The sequence below is a fragment of the Nonomuraea gerenzanensis genome (assembly GCF_020215645.1).
Lineage (GTDB): Bacteria > Actinomycetota > Actinomycetes > Streptosporangiales > Streptosporangiaceae > Nonomuraea > Nonomuraea gerenzanensis.
In genome coordinates, this window is sequence record NZ_CP084058.1 from 7,326,332 (window position 1) to 7,343,731 (window position 17,400).

At 74.1% G+C, this 17,400-nt stretch carries 15 protein-coding genes and 1 riboswitch; of the genes, 12 read left to right on the top strand and 3 right to left on the bottom strand.

What is annotated here, in order from left to right; translation table 11 throughout:
• The first annotated feature begins 11 nt into the window (after positions 1–11).
• Genes LCN96_RS34090 through LCN96_RS34100 form a run of 3 tightly spaced genes read left to right on the top strand, consistent with a single transcriptional unit; the run spans position 12 to position 2,426 of the window.
• Positions 12–1,346, top strand: a complete 1,335-nt coding sequence (locus LCN96_RS34090; RefSeq protein WP_225266534.1) for a S8/S53 family peptidase — start codon at positions 12–14, stop codon at positions 1,344–1,346.
• 29 nt (positions 1,347–1,375) lie between these two features.
• Positions 1,376–1,972, top strand: coding sequence for an RNA polymerase sigma factor (locus tag LCN96_RS34095; protein ID WP_225266535.1), 597 nt, complete (start codon positions 1,376–1,378; stop codon positions 1,970–1,972).
• A complete protein-coding gene (locus LCN96_RS34100; RefSeq protein ID WP_225266536.1) occupies positions 1,965–2,426 on the top strand; it encodes a hypothetical protein in 462 nt (153 codons plus the stop codon). Before LCN96_RS34095 ends, LCN96_RS34100 begins: the two co-directional genes overlap by 8 nt.
• A 5-nt stretch (positions 2,427–2,431) precedes the next feature.
• Here LCN96_RS34100 and LCN96_RS34105 read toward each other — a convergent pair whose 3' ends face one another.
• Complete coding sequence (locus LCN96_RS34105) at positions 2,432–3,043, bottom strand: TetR/AcrR family transcriptional regulator (RefSeq protein WP_225266537.1); 612 nt, start codon at positions 3,041–3,043, stop codon at positions 2,432–2,434.
• 90 nt (positions 3,044–3,133) lie between these two features.
• Here LCN96_RS34105 and LCN96_RS34110 point away from each other — a divergent pair, with 90 nt between their 5' ends.
• Entirely contained in the window at positions 3,134–4,339 is a 1,206-nt protein-coding gene (locus LCN96_RS34110; protein WP_225266538.1) for a cytochrome P450, read from the top strand.
• Here the strand turns inward: LCN96_RS34110 and LCN96_RS34115 are convergent.
• Positions 4,329–5,303, bottom strand: a complete 975-nt coding sequence (locus tag LCN96_RS34115) for a hypothetical protein (RefSeq protein WP_225266539.1) — start codon at positions 5,301–5,303, stop codon at positions 4,329–4,331. The genes LCN96_RS34110 and LCN96_RS34115 overlap by 11 nt on opposite strands.
• Before the next feature lie 287 nt (positions 5,304–5,590).
• Between LCN96_RS34115 and LCN96_RS34120 the strand changes: the two genes are divergently transcribed.
• The 6 genes from LCN96_RS34120 to LCN96_RS34145 are packed head-to-tail and all read left to right on the top strand — an operon-like array spanning position 5,591 to position 11,658.
• Entirely contained in the window at positions 5,591–5,782 is a 192-nt protein-coding gene (locus tag LCN96_RS34120; RefSeq protein WP_225266540.1) for a CbtB domain-containing protein, read from the top strand.
• Between the two features lie 11 nt (positions 5,783–5,793).
• Positions 5,794–6,585: a CbtA family protein gene (locus tag LCN96_RS34125; protein WP_225266541.1), complete on the top strand. Its 792-nt coding sequence runs from the start codon at positions 5,794–5,796 to the stop codon at positions 6,583–6,585.
• A gap of 5 nt (positions 6,586–6,590) precedes the next feature.
• A complete protein-coding gene (locus LCN96_RS34130; protein ID WP_225266542.1) occupies positions 6,591–7,307 on the top strand; it encodes a histidine phosphatase family protein in 717 nt (238 codons plus the stop codon).
• A 3-nt stretch (positions 7,308–7,310) separates the two neighbouring features.
• Positions 7,311–9,623, top strand: a complete 2,313-nt coding sequence (locus LCN96_RS34135) for a VWA domain-containing protein (RefSeq protein WP_225266543.1) — start codon at positions 7,311–7,313, stop codon at positions 9,621–9,623.
• A 2-nt stretch (positions 9,624–9,625) separates the two neighbouring features.
• The gene (cobO, locus tag LCN96_RS34140) at positions 9,626–10,228 is read left to right on the top strand and encodes a cob(I)yrinic acid a,c-diamide adenosyltransferase (protein WP_225266544.1); all 603 of its coding nucleotides are present in this window, start codon (positions 9,626–9,628) and stop codon (positions 10,226–10,228) included.
• A gap of 11 nt (positions 10,229–10,239) precedes the next feature.
• A complete protein-coding gene (locus LCN96_RS34145; protein ID WP_225276121.1) occupies positions 10,240–11,658 on the top strand; it encodes a cobyrinate a,c-diamide synthase in 1,419 nt (472 codons plus the stop codon).
• Here LCN96_RS34145 and cobN read toward each other — a convergent pair.
• Positions 11,613–15,251, bottom strand: coding sequence for a cobaltochelatase subunit CobN (gene cobN / locus LCN96_RS34150; protein WP_225266545.1), 3,639 nt, complete (start codon positions 15,249–15,251; stop codon positions 11,613–11,615). The genes LCN96_RS34145 and cobN overlap by 46 nt on opposite strands.
• 38 nt (positions 15,252–15,289) lie before the next feature.
• Positions 15,290–15,480: riboswitch (cobalamin riboswitch) on the bottom strand.
• Between the two features lie 20 nt (positions 15,481–15,500).
• Here cobN and cobG point away from each other — a divergent pair.
• The gene (gene cobG / locus LCN96_RS34155; RefSeq protein WP_225266546.1) at positions 15,501–16,742 is read left to right on the top strand and encodes a precorrin-3B synthase; all 1,242 of its coding nucleotides are present in this window, start codon (positions 15,501–15,503) and stop codon (positions 16,740–16,742) included.
• Between the two features lie 35 nt (positions 16,743–16,777).
• A complete protein-coding gene (locus LCN96_RS34160; RefSeq protein ID WP_225266547.1) occupies positions 16,778–17,398 on the top strand; it encodes a precorrin-8X methylmutase in 621 nt (206 codons plus the stop codon).
• Positions 17,399–17,400: the final 2 nt, after the last annotated feature.

Consider the following 17,400-nt stretch of genomic DNA (forward strand, 5'->3'; position numbering starts at 1 on the left):
AGGAGACAGCGATGGCCGACTACAACAACGTGGTCAGGCGCCGAATCGAGGCGTTCCGCAGCGACGAGATCGTGCTCGACCCCAAGGACCTGCGACAGGTCAGCCAGGAGGCCGGTGCGCTCGGCATCGAGGTGGCGCCCATCGCCACCAGCGTGCGGCTCGGGCTGGCCCAGTACAAGCTCCGGAGGCTGGAGGCGGGCGTCGCGGCACTCGGCCCCGACCTCGTCAACCGGGTGAAGGCGGCGGCCGTGGGCACCTACCTGGAGGGCGAGCAGCCCTCCGACCTCGACCTGCTGCTGTTCCACCTCCGCGAGAAGTCAGCAGCCAAATACGCCGGATACAAGCCGGTGGTGGCCAAGATCCGGACCTACGAGAACATCGAGGGCTCCCCGTACAGCGGGGGCAGCGTCGGCGACCCCCAGCCCGTCAAGGCGTTCAAGTTGCCCGAGCGGTCGCCGTCGAAGCGCCGGCGGCCCCGCATCGGCATTCTCGACACGCCGATCCATCCGCATCCGCAGTTCGCCGGGCGGTATCTGATCGCCTCCGACAAGGGGCTGCTCGTCGAGCGGCCGAAGCAGGTCTCCTTCAGCGGGCACGCCATCTTCGTCGCCTCGGTGGCGGCGCGGCAGGCGCCGGACGCGGAGTTCGTCATCTATCCCGTGCTCGACGAGACCACCCTGACCACGAACTCCTGGGACCTGGCCACCACGATGGTCGACGCGCTGGACGACGACCTGGACATGATGATCATAGCTCTGGGCGGCGCCACGGCCGACGGGCGGGAGCCGCTCGCTCTGGCCCGCGCCTGCGAGCGCACGAGCGGCATCGTCAAGGTCGCCGCCCTGGGCAACAACGGCCAGAACAAGGCCGCGGCGCCCAAGGGCACCCAGTTCTCCGAGCTGCCGGCGAACACGCCGATCTGGCCGGCCGCCAGCTCCACGGTGATCGCGGTCGGCGCCCGGGACGAGTCCGACAGGGCGGCGTACTTCTCGCCCACGCTGGAGGAGGCGCCCTGGACCGACTGCACCGCACCCGGCACGAACCTCGAAGGGCTCTTCCTGCCCGGCCAGGTCTGGATGGCCGACCTCGACGTGCGGAAGGGGGCGATCAAGGTGTCGGACCGGTGGGCCGACTTCCCGGCTCCGGGACATGCCACGTGGAGCGGCACCTCGTTCGCGGCCGCGTACGCGGGCGGTGCCATCGCCCAGCAGGCCTACGCCGAAGGAATCACCGTCCGGGAACTGGCGCAGACGCTGTTCGGGGAGGACCGTGAGAAGACCCCGACCACCTACGACGGCGCCCCGCGCACCGGCCTCGACGCCCTCGACATCGTGCGGTTCCCGTAGTGACGGCACAGGCGCCCGAAGGACGGACCATGCCGGAGAGCTTCGAGGTCGAAGCCCTGGTCATCCGCGCCCGCGCGGGTGACCAGGCGGCGTGGGACCGGCTCGTCGAGCGGTACGCCCCCATGCTCTGGTCGATCTGCAGATCGTACGGCCTGGACCGCCGGGACATCGACGACGTCGCCCAGTTCGTGTGGATGCGTGCCGTCGAGCACCTGTCCCGCCTCCGTGATCCGGAGCGGCTGGGCTCCTGGCTGGCCACCACGACGAAACGTGAATGCGTCCGGGTGCGCCGGGCGCGGCACAGGCAGGACGTCGCCGAGTCACCGCTCGACGCCGCGACCGTCGCGGACGACCGGGGCGACGACGTCGCGCGGGCGCTGGAGGAGGCCGAGCTCAACGCCGTGCTCCGCGCCGCCTTCGCCGAGCTGTCGCCCGGCTGTCAGCGACTGTTGTCGCTCCTTCTGCGAGAGGTGCCCTACACCGAGATCGCCTCTCGGCTCGACATGGCCGTCGGCAGCATCGGCCCCACCCGATCGCGATGCCTGGCACGGCTGCGTACCAACGCGGCGCTGGCCGCCCTGATGCGGGCGGACCTGGAAGTGCGAGAGGGTGAACGCCATGTCTGAGGCGTGGGACGATCATGAACTCCTGGAAAGGCTGCGCGCGGCCATGCTGGCCGCCGAAGCCGTCCCACGCGAGATCGTCGAGGCGGGCAAGTCGGCGTACGCGTGGCGCGACCTGGACCTCGACGTGGAGCTGGCCGAGCTGACCTACGACTCGGCCATGCACCTGGAGGAGCTGGCGGCGCTGCGCGCGGACTCCGCCGTCCTGCGTGCGCTCACGTTCGCCGCCACCCAGCTCACCATCGAGCTGGAGATCACCGACAGCTCCCTGCTCGGTCAGGTGGTGCCGCCGCAGGCGGGAGAGGTGCGGGTGCAGGACGGGTCGGGCGACGGCGGGCCGCAGGAGATCGACGACCTGGGGGTGTTCGTCATCCGCGGCAAGCCGCACGGCCCGTTCCGGCTGCACTGCCACACCCAGACGGGGCTGGACGTGTCGACGAGCTGGTTCACGCTGTAGGGCTCTCAGGCGCGGCGGCCGGTGTCCTCCCGGTAGAGGGTCAGGAGCAGCGGCAGGGTGAGCGCGGCCATCTCGGCGGGCGGGCACGGGCAGCCGCGCTGGAGCCAGTCGGTGGCGACGCTGAGAAGCGCGCCCGCCGTGAAGGCGGCCGGCACGTCGTGCGGGATGTCCGTGGCCAGGTCGGGGAGGCCGGCGCCGGTGCGGTGGGCGTAGACGGCCACGGTGGCGCGGTGGCGGACGTGGTCCATGACGCGGGCGCTGCCCTGCGGGCCGAGCACGCTGCGGTAGAGGCTGGCGTGCTCGGCGAGGTGCGCGAAGAAGGTCAGCAGGGTGTCGGGCGGGCTCTCGGGTGGGGCCGGGTGGTGCCTCGGGATGGCCTCGATGAGCTCGTCGATCATGGCGGTGCAGGCTGCCGCGGCCAGCTCGTGCACGTCGCGGTAGTGGTCGTAGAACGTGGAGCGGCTCACCCCGGCCCGCTCGGCGACGTCGGCCACGCTGATCCTCGACAGGTCACGGTGCTGGACGAGCTCGATCAGGGTGGCCCGCAGCGCTGCCGTCGTGCGACGCACCCTCGGATCGGCCTGCTCCTCGCCGCGGTCTCTGGTGCTCGTCGTCACGCACGTCAGTGTAGTGACCCCGTCCACGGGGAGGTTAGGCTACAGGTGTAGGGAAGTTGTGCTGTCGGACACCATGTTGATGGGAGAGCCTTGACCACTGACTCCGCCGCCACGCTCGAAACGGCCCGTAGCTGCCCGTTCGCCCCGCCCGAGCAGCACCTGCGGTTCCTGCGCGAGCAGCCCGTCGCCAAGGTCACGCTCGCCACGGGGCGGGAGGCCTGGGTGGCCGCCCGCTACGAGGACATCCGGACGATCCTGAGCGACCCGCGGTTCAGCGCCGACCGCCGCCACCCCAACGCGCCCCGGCTGAGCAACGCCGACGGGCAGCTGGCCACCTCGCCGTTGCCGAAGATGATGCTGGAGATGGACCCGCCGGAGCACGGCCACGCCCGCCGCCAGGTGATCGGCGAGTTCACCGTGCGGCGGATGGCGGCGCTGCGCCCGCGCATCCAGCAGATCGTGGACGAGCACCTCGACGCCATGCTCGACGGCCCGCGTCCCGCCGACCTGGTGACGGCGCTGGCGCTGCCGGTGCCGTCGCTGGTGATCTGCGAGCTGCTCGGGGTGCCGTACTCCGACCACGATTTCTTCCAGGTGCACTCGGCGCAGCTGCTCAACCACGCGGCCACCGAGCAGGAGCGGCAGCACGCCGTGCTGGAGCTGGCCATCTACCTCGACAAGCTCATCACCGCCAAGGAGCAGGAGCCCACGGAGGACCTGCTCGGGCGCCAGGTCCTCAAGCAGCGCGAGAGCGGCGAGGCCGACCACCAGGGGCTGCTCAGCCTGGCGTTCCTGCTGCTGATCGCCGGGCACGAGACCACGGCCAACATGATCTCGCTGGGCACGTACATGCTGCTGCAGCATCCCGAGTCGCTCGACGCGCTGCGCGCCGACCCCGACAAGATCGGCAACGCGGTGGAGGAGCTGCTGCGTTACTTCACCATCGCGGAGCTGGCGATGGCCAGGGTGGCGGTGGAGGACGTAGAGCTCGGCGGCACCGTGATCCCCGCGGGCTCCGGCGTGCTCATGCTGGCCAACGCCGGCGACCGCGACCCCGCGGCGTTCGAGGACCCCGAGCGGTTCGACATCGAGCGTGACGCGCGCAGCCACCTCGCCTTCGGCTACGGCCCGCACCAGTGCCTGGGGCAGAACCTCGCCCGCGTGGAGCTGGAGATCGTCTTCAACACGCTGTTCCGGCGCGTCCCGGGGCTGCGGCTGGCCGTGCCCGCCGAGGAGCTGTCGTTCAAGGACGACTCCACCGTGTACGGCATGCACGAGCTGCCCGTCACCTGGTAACCGCCTCCTCCCCGGAGCGGGCCTCACCGTGGCGCGCGGCCGAGAGCACGGCGCCGCACGCCACGGTGGTCAGGCCGGCCAGCAGCGCGACGGCGCCCAGGGTCAGGACGTCGGGGCTGGTGAGCGGCTGTCCGCGGTAGGCCTGCCAGGTGACCAGGGCGACCAGGCCCGCGTACCCCGTGGCGGCGACGCCGACGAGGCGGGCGCGGGCGCGCTCGTCCCGCAGGATCGGGTGACGGGCGGCCAGCCAGGCCAGCAGGAGCGCGAGCAGCAGCATCACCTGGAGGCCGTGCAGGGCGACGAAGTGCGGCACCCGCAGGTCGCCGCCCGTGGTGCTCCACTGGGTGATCGGCAGGCCGGGCCCGCCGTCCGGCACGCCCACGCTGTGGCCGCTCGTCAGGGGCACCGGCACGCCGTCCGTCGTCAGCCCCGTGTGGGCCGTGCCGTGGAACGGGATGAGGAAGCCCAGGACCATGCCGGCGACGGCCAGGCCGAGCCCCGTGTGCACGGCGCGGCTCGCCGCCCGGTCCGGCCCGACCCGCTGGACGGCCAGGATGGCCGCGAGCACCAGGTTGGCCAGCATGAGACCCATCACGCCCAGGCCGAAAACGCGCTGGATCGTCTCCTCGACCGGCTCCGCCGAGTCGTTGAAGTGGCTGTAGGTGCCGCGCGCCGCCTGCAGCGCCACGATCCCGACGTCCACGAACGCGGCCACCGCGAAGACGGTCGCCAGCCCGGAGGTCCACCGCCTGCCCCGGTGCGGCAGCGACAACATCCAGGCCAGCGTGGTCCCGTAGACGGCCAGCGAAACCGCGAACTTGAACGGCTTGAGCCAGACGGGCGCCCCCTGCAGCACCCGGTCGTCGAGCAGCAGCCCCGCCACCGAGACGACCAGCAGGACCAGCATCGAGGCGACCATGAGCATCAGCGGCCGGTGCCACTGCGTGTGCGGAGCGGCGGACATGGGACCTCCCTGGGGGACGAGGTGACGTCCGCTCCAGGGTCCGCTCCGACCCGCCGCGTCCACATTCCCGCGCGCACCCCAGCCCGCACGGGGGTCAGCACCACCATGATGTTGACGCGAAGGGGATGAAAGGATACGTTCCGGTAGATTTCACGGTTGTCCAAGGGAAATCCGGTGAGATGCCGGTGCGGACGCGCCACTGTATCCGGGACGTAGAGCCCGGGAGCCAGGTCGCTTGGCGACCGTGACCTCGCTGAATGGGACGCGTCAACCCTGAGGAGGATCGTATGAGCGGACATCCCGCTCCTTCCGCCGCCATTCCCTTTCCGCGCCTGCGCCCCTGGCTGCTGGCCGTGCCCGTGCTGCTGCTCGTCGCCTACCTCGTCCTGATGGACAACGGGGCCGTCTCCCAGGCGGGCACGTTCCTGCACGAGCTGATGCACGACGGGCGTCATCTGCTCGGCGTGCCCTGTCATTAGAGGGCGCGAGCATGGTACGCACTCTGCTGGTCAGGGGCCTGTTGACGGGGCTGCTGGCCGGACTCGTCGCGGGCGGCTTCGCCTTTCTCTTCGGGGAGCCGCACGTGGACAGCGCGATCGCCCTGGAGGAGGCGGCGGCCTCCGGTCACCGTCATGATGCCGGGCACGGTCATGACGAGCCGGGCACGGACGCCGGGCACGGTCATGGTGAGGAGGCCGTGGTCTCCAGGCCGGTGCAGAAGGCCGGGCTCTTCCTCGCCACCGGCCTGTACGGGCTGGCCGTGGGCGGGGTCTTCGCGCTCGTGTTCGCGGGGCTGCGGGGACGGGTCGGGCCGCGCTCGGACGGGCGGCTCGCGCTGGCCGCCGCCGGGGCCGCTTTCACCGCCGTCGTCCTCGTGCCCTTCCTGAAATATCCCGCCAATCCACCCGCCGTGGGGGATCCCGAGACGATCAACGACCGCACGCTGCTGTACGTGGTGATCGTGCTGGTCGGGCTGGCCGCCGCGGCGATCGCGGTGGCCACCGCCCGGCGGGCCGCCTCGGCGGATCCCTGGGTGCGGTGGTCGTCGGCCGCCGGGGGCTTCCTCGTTCCGGTGATCGCGGCGTGGGTGCTGCTGCCGGGGGTCGATGAGGTGCCCGACGGGTTTCCTGCGACGCTGCTGTGGGAGTTCCGGATCGCCTCGATCGGGACGCAGCTCGTCTTCTGGGCGGCGTTCGGCGTGCTGTTCGGCTGGGCCTGCGATCGGGCGGCGGCCCGGAGCGCGGCGCCGGCCGGCCGCGTGGCTCCGGCCTCGTCGAGCTGAGCCGGGTGTTGTTCATCCGGCACGCGACGACGGCCGGCATGCGCGCCGCCTGCTTCCCCGGCGACGGGGACGCCGACCCGGCGAGCCTGTCCAGGGCCGCCGCCCTGCGCCCCCTGCTCGCCGCACGCGTGGCGCAGGTCTCGCCCGGCGGGGCCCCGCGAGCCTCCCCCGCTTCCGCGCCGCTGGTCTCGCCCAGCGCGGCGCCGCAGGACGCCCCTGACGGGCCCCCGCGAGCCTCCCTCGCTGCCGCGCCGCAGGACTCCTCCGGTGGGACGCCGCAGATCTCCCCTGCGGTGGCGTGGGTTGCTCCTGCCGCGGCGGCCTGGCAGACCGCCGTGGCCATGGGGCGGGAGCCGCGCGTGTGCGCCGCGCTCGCCGAGGCCGACTGCGGGCGGTGGCGCGGGCTGCCGTACGAGCGGGTCGCAAGGGAGGAGCCGGAGGCGCTGACACGCTGGCTGTCCGACCCGCACGCCGCACCCCATGGCGGCGAGAGCCGGGCCGCGCTCGCCCACCGGGTCGCGACCTGGCTCGACACCGAACGAGCGGCCACCCGCCCAACGATCGCGATCTGCGACGTCGGGGCCATCAGGGCGGCGCTCGGGCACGCGCTGGGCCTCGACCCCACGGCCACCGCCCGCTTCGACGTGGCGCCCCTGTCCGCCACCGAGCTGGTCGCCGCACCCGACGGCTGGCGGGTCGCGTACGTCAACCGAAAGGTCTGAGTCTTGATCGTCACCTATCCGTTCAGCGCCGTGGTCGGCCTGGCCGACCTGAAGCTGGCGCTGGTGCTCAACGCCGTCTCACCCCGCGTGGGCGGGGTGCTCGTCCGCGGCGAGAAGGGCACCGCCAAGTCCACGATCGTGCGGGCGCTGGCGGCGCAGTTGCCTGCCGTGGACGTGGTGCCGGGCTGCCGGTTCGCCTGCGATCCGGCGGCGCCCGCGCCCGAGTGCCCCGACGGCCCGCACGACGCCGGCGCCGAGGGGGTCAGCCGCCCGGCCGCGCTGGTGGAGCTGCCGGTCGGCGCGTCGGAGGACCGGCTGGTCGGCTCCCTCGACGTGGAGCGGGCGCTGACGGAGGGGGTGAAGGCGTTCGAGCCCGGCCTGCTGGCCGCCGCGCATCGCGGCGTGCTGTACGTGGACGAGGTCAACCTCCTCCACGACCACCTCGTGGACCTGCTGCTCGACGCCGCCGCGCTCGGCACCTGCTACGTGGAACGCGAGTCCGTCTCCGTCCGCCATGCCGCCCGCTTCCTGCTCGTGGGCACCATGAACCCGGAGGAGGGTGAGCTGCGGCCCCAGCTCCTCGACCGATTCGGCCTCACGGTCGAGGTCAGGGCCTCCCGAGACCCCGCCGAACGCGCCGAGGTGGTCCGGCGCCGGCTCGCCTTCGACGCGGACGCCGAGGCGTTCGCGGCGCGGTGGGCGGGCGAGGAGGCGGAGCTGGCCCGGAGCGTCGCCGCCGCCAGGGCCCGGGTGGCGGGGGTGCGGCTGCCGGACGCGCGGCTGCGGCAGATCGCGACGGTGTGCGCGGCGTTCGAGGTGGACGGGCTGCGGGCCGACCTCGTCACGGCGAACGCCGCCATCGCCCACGCCGCCTGGCAGGGCCGCGACAGGGTGACCACCGAGGACGTACGCGCCGCCGCCCGGCTGTCGTTGCCGCACCGCAGGCGGCGCGACCCGTTCGACGCGCCGGGGCTGGACGAGGCGTTGCTGGAGGAACTGCTGGAACGGACGTCCGGCGGCGACGACGATCCGGACGGACCGGACGGACCGGACGGACCGGACCGTCCGGACCGTCCGGACGACGGTCCCGGCCGATCCCCCGGCGACGACGGCGGCCAGGGTGACGGGCCGGACGGCCGCTTCGGCGACCGATGGGGCAAGGCGGGCGATCACCGGTGGCCCGGGTCCGGCACGGCGCGCCACCAGCGGGACGGCGCCGGCGCCGATCCGTCCGCCGACGGCGCGGCGGAGCACGCCGATGGCGGAGCTGGGCGAGCGGCCCGCGGCGACCGGCGGGACGGCGGCGCGGCGGGCCGGGCGCGGGGCGGTGACGGCGCGACCGGCTGGGCGTCGGGCGGTGACGGCGCGACCGGCTGGGCGTGGGGCGGTGACGGCGCGTCGAGGACGGGTGACGGCGTGGGCGCGTCGGAGGCGGGTGGCGGCGAGGACGCCTCGAAGGTGGCCGATGGCGCCTCGCGGGCCGCGGGGGGTGAGGGGGCCTCGCGGGTGGCCGGGGTGGCGCAACCGTACCGGGTGCCGTTGCTCGAGGTGCCGGGGATCGGTGAGGGGGCGGCCGGGCGGCGGTCCAGATCGCGGGCGTCGCAAGGCAGGGGCACCGGCGCGCGCCGCCCGGACGGGCGGGTGCGCGACCTGCACGTGGCGGCGACGATGCGGGCCGCGGCGCCGTACCAGAGGCAGCGGGGGCGCAGCGGCCCAGGGCTGGTGCTGCGCGGGGACGATCTGCGCGAGGTGGTGCGCGAGGGCAGGGAGGGCAACCTCGTGCTGTTCGTGGTGGACGCGAGCGGCTCGATGGCGGCGCGCAAGCGGATGACCGCGGTCAAGACGGCCGTGCTGAGCCTGCTGCTCGACGCCTACCAGCGGCGCGACAAGGTGGGGCTGGTGACGTTCAGGGGGGTGGGGGCCGAGGTGGCGCTGCCGCCCACGTCGTCGGTGGAGGTGGGGGCGGCGCGGCTGCGTACCCTGGCGACCGGCGGGCGCACGCCCCTGGCGGCAGGGCTGGTGCGGGCGGCGGAGGTGCTGCGCGTCGAACGGCTGCGCGACCCCGCCAGGCGGCCGCTGCTCGTCCTGGTGACGGACGGGCGCGCCACGGCCGGCGGCGACGTCGAACGGGCGGCGGCGCTGCTGGACGGCACGGCCGCGGTCGTCGTCGACTGCGAGAGCGGCCCCGTGCGCCTTGGCCTGGCGGTACGGCTGGCGGCGCGGCTGCGGGCGCGGCTCGTCCCGCTCGACTCGCTGGCCGACCTCGGCTCGGTCGTCCATGACCACAGAGCGAACGACCGCAGGAAGGCGGGTTAGCCGTGCCACAGGGCAAGCCGGCCGTCGTCCCCGACGACGGTCTCACCACCCGGCAGCGCCGCACCAGGCCGCTGCTGATCGTGCACACCGGCCCCGGCAAGGGCAAGTCCACGGCCGCGTTCGGCATGGCGTTGCGGGCGTGGAACCAGGGCTGGCCGGTCGGGGTGTTCCAGTTCGTGAAGTCGGCCAAATGGCGCATCGGCGAGGAGCGGGCGCTCAAGGTGCTCGGGGACAGCGGCGAGGGCGGCTCCGTGACCTGGCACAAGATGGGCGAGGGCTGGTCGTGGATCCAGCGGCCGGGCAGCGAGGAGGACCACGCGGCCGACGCCCGGGAGGGCTGGGAGCAGATCAAACGGGATCTGGCGGCCGAGACCTACCGGTTCTACGTGCTGGACGAGTTCACCTACCCGCTGAAGTGGGGGTGGCTGGACCTGGACGACGTGCTGGCGGCGCTCACCGCGCGGCCGGGGAACCAGCACGTCGTGATCACCGGCAGGGACGCGCCCGAGCGGCTGGTCGAAGTGGCGGATCTGGTGACGGAGATGGGCAAGGTACGCCATCCCATGGACGCCGGGCAGAAGGGCCAGAAGGGCATCGAGTGGTGACGATCCCGCGGCTGGTCGTCGCCGCACCCTCGTCGGGGAGCGGGAAGACGACGGTGGCCACCGGGCTCATGGCGGCGCTGCGGGCCCGCGGCCTGCGGGTCTCGCCGCACAAGGTCGGCCCCGACTACATCGACCCCGGCTACCACGCGCTGGCCACCAGGCGGCCCGGCCGGAACCTCGATCCGTGGCTGCAGGGGGCGGAGCGGGTGGTGCCGCTGTTCCTGCACGGGGCGGACGGGTGCGAGGTCGCGGTGGTGGAGGGGGTGATGGGGCTGTTCGACGGCAAGGGGGACACCGACTTCGCCTCGACGGCGCACGTCGCGCGGCTGCTGGACGCGCCGGTGGTGCTGGTGGTGGACGCGGCGCGGCAGAGCCGGTCGGTGGCGGCGGTGGTGCACGGGTTCGCCACGTTCGATGCCCGGGTGCGGGTGGGCGGGGTGGTGCTCAACCGGGTGGGGTCGGAGCGGCACGCGCGGTTGTGCCGATCGGCGCTGGCCGAGGTGGGGGTGCCGGTGCTGGGGGCGGTGCTGCGGGACGATGCCGTGTTCACGCCGTCCCGGCATCTGGGGCTGGTGCCCGCGGCCGAGCGGCGGGAGGAGGCGGTGGCGGCGGTGGATCGGCTGGCGGCGCTGGTGGCTCGGTCGTGCGATCTCGACGCGCTGCTGCGGCTGGCCCGCTCGGCGCCTTTGTTGGACGGCTCCCCCTGGGATCCGGCCGAGGACGGGCCCGGACGTTCGCGTCCCGTGGAGGGAGCGGCAGGCGGCGCGGGACGGGCAGTGGCGAGCGGCCCTGGCGGGGAGCGGCCGGTGCAGGCAGAGGCGGGCGGTGCGGGGCGGGGGCGGCCGGTGGTGGCGGTGGCGGGTGGGGCGGCGTTCACGTTCGGCTACGCCGAACACGTGGAGCTGCTGCGGGCGGCGGGCGCGGACGTCGTGACCTTCGACCCGCTGCGTGACGAGCGCCTGCCGGACGGCACGGGCGCGCTGGTGATCGGAGGCGGCTTCCCCGAGGTGTACGCCGCCGAGCTGGCCGCCAACGAGCCCCTGCGCGCCCAGGTGGCCACCTTCGACGGGCCGATCGTGGCCGAGTGCGCCGGGCTGCTGTACCTGTGCGACGAGCTGGACGGGCGGCGCATGTGCGGGCGCGTCCCCGGCCGGGCCGCGATGACGTCCCGGCTCACGCTCGGCTACCGGGAGGCGGTCGCGCTCGCCCGTACCCCGCTGACCAGGCCGGGCGAGCGCGTGCGCGGGCACGAGTTCCACCGCACCGCCGTCGCGTACGAGGCCGGGCCGCTGTTCCGCCACGAGGGCGGCACCGACGGGTACGGCGATCCCGGCGTGACCGCGTCCTACCTGCACCTGCACTGGGCGGGCACGCCGGGGACGGCTCAGCGGCTGGTGTCGTCCTCCAGGTCGCCCTCGGTCTTGAGGTAGACCTCCTGCAGCCCGCGCAGCACGTCGGGGTCCGGGTGCTCCCACATGCCACGCTCGGCGGCCTCCAGCAGGCGCTCGGCGATGCCGTGCAGGGCCCACGGGTTCGACTCGGCCATGAACGTCTGGTTCTCCGGGTCGAGCACGTACGTCTCGGTCAGCTTGTCGTACATCCAGTCGGCCACCACCCCCGTGGTGGCGTCGTAGCCGAACAGGTAGTCGACGGTGGCGGCCAGCTCGAACGCGCCCTTGTAGCCGTGCCGCCGCATCGCGGCCAGCCAGCGCGGGTTGACGACCCTGGCGCGGAAGATGCGCGCCGTCTCCTCGGAGAGCGTTCTGGTGCGTACGGCGTCGGGCCGGGTGCTGTCACCGATGTAGGCGGCCGGGGCCCTGCCGGTGAGGGCGCGGACGGTGGCGACCATGCCGCCGTGGTACTGGAAGTAGTCGTCGGAGTCGGCGATGTCGTGCTCGCTGCTGTCGACGTTCTTGGCGGCCACGGCGATGCGGCGGTAGGCGTCCTCCATCTGCGGGCGGGCGGCCACGCCGTCGAGGTCGCGGCCGTAGGCGAAGCCGCCCCACACCGCGTACACCTCGGCCAGGTCGGCGTCGTCGCGCCAGTTGCGGCTGTCGATCAGCGGGAGCAGGCCCGCTCCGTACGCGCCGGGCGCGGAGCCGAAGATGCGCATCGTGGCCTGCCGTTCGCCGCCCCCTGCCTCGGCCACGTGGGCGCGCACGTAGTTGTGCTCGTGCGGCTCGTCCAGGGCCGCCACCAGGCGTACGGCGTCGTCGAGCATCGCCACCACGTGCGGGAAGGCGTCCCTGAAGAAGCCGCTGATCCGGACCGTCACGTCGATCCTGGGCCGGGCCAGCTCGGCGAGGGGGATCGGCTCCAGCCGGGTGACGCGGCGGGAGGCCTCGTCCCATTCGGGGCGGACGCCGAGCAGGGCCAGCACCTCCGCCACGTCGTCGCCCGCCGTCCGCATGGCGCTGGTGCCCCAGACGGACAGGCCGACGGAACGCGGCCACTCGCCCGTGTCGGCGCGGTAGCGCTCCAGCAGTGACTCGGCCATCGCCTGGCCGGTCTCCCAGGCCAGCCTGCTGGGCACGGCTCGGGGGTCCACCGAGTAGAAGTTGCGGCCTGTCGGGAGCACGTTGACCAGGCCGCGCAGCGGTGAGCCGCTGGGGCCCGCGGGGACGTAGCCGCCGTTCAGGGCGTGCAGGAGGTGGTCGAGCTCGTCGGTGGTGCGGGCCAGGCGGGGGACGACCTCGGTGGCGGCGAAGGTGAGGATCCGCGTGACGAGGCCGCCGTCGGGAGCCGTGAGCTGAGCCGCATCGGCGGGCGTCGCGGAGGCGGGCGGCGCGATGCCGAGGACGGTGCGCACAACCTCGGAGGCCGCCTCTGGGGCCCAGCCGCGTTCCTCCATCCCCGCCACCAACGCCCGCGCGACCCCCTCGGCCCGATCCACGGCCGCCAGCCCCGCCGTCCCGTCCTCCACCAGCCCGAGCGCCTCCCGCAACCCCGGCAACGTCTCGCGCCCCGCCCACAACTGCCGCGCCCGCAGGACGGCCAGAACCAGATCGACCCGCACCTGCCCCACCGGCGCCTGCCCGAGCACGTGCAGCCCGTCCCGGATCTGCGCGTCCTTCACCTCGCACAGCCACCCGTCCACATGCAGCAGGAAGTCGTCGAACTCGCTGTCATGCGGCCGATCCGCCAGCCCCAGGTCGTGATCGAGCCGGGCGGCCTGGATGAGCGTCCAGATCTGCGCCCGGATGGCGGGTAGCTTGGCCGGGTCCATGGCGGCGATCGTGGCGTGCTCGTCCAGGAGCTGCTCCAGCCGCGCGATGTCCCCGTACGTGTCCGCCCTGGCCATCGGCGGCACCATGTGGTCCACCAGCACGGCGTGCGCCCGCCGCTTGGCCTGGGTGCCCTCGCCCGGGTCGTTCACCAGGAACGGGTAGACCAGCGGCAGGTCCCCGATCGCCGCGTCGGTGGCGCACGCGGCGGACATGCCCGCCGACTTGCCCGGCAGCCACTCCAGGTTGCCGTGCTTGCCCACGTGCACCATCGCGTGCGCGCCGAACTCGGCCGACAACCAGCGGTAGGCGGCCAGGTAGTGGTGGCTGGGCGGCAGGTCGGGGTCGTGGTAGATGGCGATCGGGTTCTCGCCGAAGCCGCGCGGCGGCTGGACCATGACGACGAGGTTCCCGGCGCGCAGCGCGGCCAGCACGATGTCGCCCTGGTGCACGAACAGCTCGCCCGGGGGCGGGCCCCAGTGCCGCTCCATCGCGGCCCGCAGGTCCTCGGGCAGCGTGCGGTACCACTGCTCGTACGAGGCGGCGGAGATCCGTACAGGATTGCCCGCGAGGTGCTCCTCGGTCAGCCAGTCCTGGTCCTGGCCACCGGCGGCGATGAGGGCGTGGATGAGCGCGTCGCCGTCCTGCTCGGCCACGCCGGGGAAGCCCTCGCCCAGGTCGTATCCGGCCTCGGCGAGCCTGGCCAGCAGCCGTACGGTGCTGGCCGGGGTGTCCAGGCCGACGGCGTTGCCGACGCGGGAGTGCTTGGTCGGGTACGCCGACAACATCACGACCAGGCGCCGCTCGGCGGGCGGGACGTGCCGCAGCAGTCCGTGCCGCACCGCGATGCCGGCCACCCGGGCGGCCCGCTCGGGGTCGGCGGCGTAGACGGTCAGCCCGTCCTCGTCGATCTCCTTGAACGAGAACGGCACCGTGATGATCCGCCCGTCGAACTCGGGGATCGCCACCTGTGAGGCGGCGTCCAGCGGCGACAGTCCGTCGTCGTTCTCCTCCCACGCCTGCCGGCTGGTGGTCAGGCAGAGCCCCTGCAGGATCGGCACGTCGAGCGCGGCCAGCGCGCCCACGTCCCACGCCTCGTCGTCACCGCCCGCCGCGGCGGTGGCGGGCCGCGCGCCGCCCGCCGCCAGCACCGTCACGACCAGCACGTCCGCGGCCCGCAGCGTGTCGAGCAGCGCGGGCTCGGCGGAGCGCAGGGACGAGCAGAAGATCGGCATGGCCTGACCGCCGGCGTCCTCGACCGCCGCGCAGAGCGCCTCCACGAACGCGGTGTTGCCCGCCAGGTGGTGCGCCCGGTAGTAGAGCACCCCCACCACGGGCCCGCTGCCCGGTCCGGCCGCCCGTTCCAGCCGCCCCCAGGACGGCGTCGGCGCGGGCAGCGCGAACCCGTGCCCGGTCAGCAGCACGGTGTCGGACAGGAACGCGTGCAGCTCGGCCAGGTTCGCGGGCCCGCCGTGGGCCAGGTAGGCGTGCGCCTCGGCGCAGACGCCGCCGCTCACCGTGGACAGCTCCATCAGCTCGGCGTCCGGTGCCTGCTCGCCGCCCAGCACCACCACCGGCCTGGGCCCGGCCAGCAACGCGTCGAGCCCTTCCGCCCAGGCGCGCCGGCCGCCGAGCAGCCGCACCACGACCAGGTCCACGCCCTCCAGCAGCGCGGGCAGGTCGTCGGGGATCAGCCTGGCGGGGTTGCCCAGCCGGTAGGTGGCGGCGCTCGCGCGAGCGCTCAGCAGGTCGGTGTCCGACGTCGAGAGCAGCAGAACGGTACGGCTGTCGCCAGGCACGGCGCATTCCTCCCTCGGGGTCCTCGCCCCGGTCGCGGGTGACGCGACGGCAGGAGTCTCCTGGCTCCCGGATCAGCGCTCACCCCGGCCTTCCCACCCGTCGCCGGGCAGTGGCCTGTGGTGGGGCTCGCTCCCCGGTCACAGTGGCGGGACCGCGCCGGTTTCGCACCGGCTTCCTCCCTTGCCATCGCCTACCGGGAGACTACGGCACGACCGGCCTCCACCAGAACTGGCGTTACGATCCTCTTCGTGTCCATAGCCGACTTTTCCGGACGGATCCGTCCTGACGCCTGTCCGGGCGCGCTACAGGTACACGAGGCCGCCGACGGCCCGCTGGCCCGCGTCCGCCTGCCCGGTGGCGCGGCCTCCGCCGCCCAGTTCCGGGCGCTCGCCGGCTGCGCCGAGGAGTTCGGGTCGGGCGTGATCGAGCTGACCTCGCGGGCGAACGTCCAGGTGCGCGGGCTGCGCTCGCCCGCCGCCTTCGCCGACCGGCTCGCCTCGGCGGGGCTGTTGCCGTCGGCCGCCCACGAACGGGTCCGCAACATCGTCGCCTCGCCGCTGGGCGGCCGGTGCGGTGACGGGGTGCTGGACGTGGACGCGCTGGTGGCGGAGCTGGACCGGGCGTTGTGCGGGCGGCCACGGCTGGCGGGGCTGCCGGGGCGGTTCCTGTGCGCGGTGGACGACGGCTCGGGGGATGTGGCCGGGCTCGGGGCCGATGTGACGTTCACCGGTGAGGGCTCCGGCGGCGGGCGGCTCCTGCTGGCGGGGCGGGACACCGGGCTGGGCTGCCGTCCGGAGGGCGCTGTGCCGCTCATGATCGCCGCTGCTGAGGCGTTCCTCGACGAACGCCCGGACGACGCTCCCCTGGCCTGGCGCATCCAGGAGCTGGAGAACGGCCCCGCCCGCATCACCGCCCGCCTGACCAGGCACCCGGCCGCGCCGGCACCGACGACCGCCCCGGTCACCGCACCGGTCACCCCACCGGTCACCGCACCGATCACCGCGTCGGCCGCGCCGCCTGAGCGTCCTGGCGCGCGAAGGCGGGCCGGGCGGCGCACGCAGCGGGACGGGCGGGTGGCCCTGGAGGTGCTGGTGCCGCTCGGCCGGCTGACCCCCGCCCAGCTCAGGGCCCTGGCAGACAGCGGCCCCGCCGTCCGGCTCACCCCCTGGCGGACCGCCGTGTCACTGGACCTCACCCCCACCGAGGCGGACGACGCGGAGCAGGCGCTCGCCGACGCGGGCCTGATCACGGACCCGGCGTCCCCCTGGGCCGGAGTCACCGCCTGCACGGGCCGCCCCGGGTGCGGCAAGGCGCTGGCGGACGTCCAGGCGGACGCACGACGCTGGGTGGCGGAGCTGAACGCGGACGACCGCGCCCCCGCCACCCCCGTCCACTGGGCGGGCTGCGAACGGCGCTGCGGCCTGCCGCGCGGCCCCGTCATCGAGCTGGTCGCCACCGCCGACGGCTACCGCCGCAGCCACCCGAGCTGAACCCGCCCCACCGACGACCACCGAGAAGGGCCCCCGTGACCGACTACCTCCGCGACGGCGCCGAGATCTACCGGCGCTCGTTCGCGACCATCCGCGCCGAGACCGACCTCACCGGCCTGCCACCCGAGGTCGCCCAGGTGGCGGTGCGGATGATCCACGCCTGCGGCATGACCGACCTCGTCACCGACCTGGCCTGGTCCCCCGGGGTGGTGGTGCGGGCCCGTGAGGCGCTGCGCGCGGGCGCGCCCGTCCTGTGCGACGCGATGATGGTCGCTTCGGGCGTGACCAGGCGCAGGCTGCCCGCCGGCAACGAGGTGCTGTGCACGCTGCCCGACCCGCGCGTCCCCGAGCTGGCTGAGCGGCTCGGTACCACGCGCAGCGCCGCCGCCCTGGAGCTGTGGCGCGACCGGCTCGACGGCGCGGTGGTGGCGATCGGGAACGCGCCGACCGCCCTGTTCCGGCTGCTGGAGCTGGTGGCGGAGGGCGCGGGACGGCCGGCGGCGGTGCTGGGCGTCCCCGTGGGGTTCATCGGCGCGGCGGAGTCCAAGCAGGCGCTGGCCGGCAGCGACCTGGAACACCTGGTGGTGCACGGCCGCCGCGGCGGCAGTGCGATGACGGCGGCGGCGATCAACGCCATCGCGGACGAGACGGAGTGATC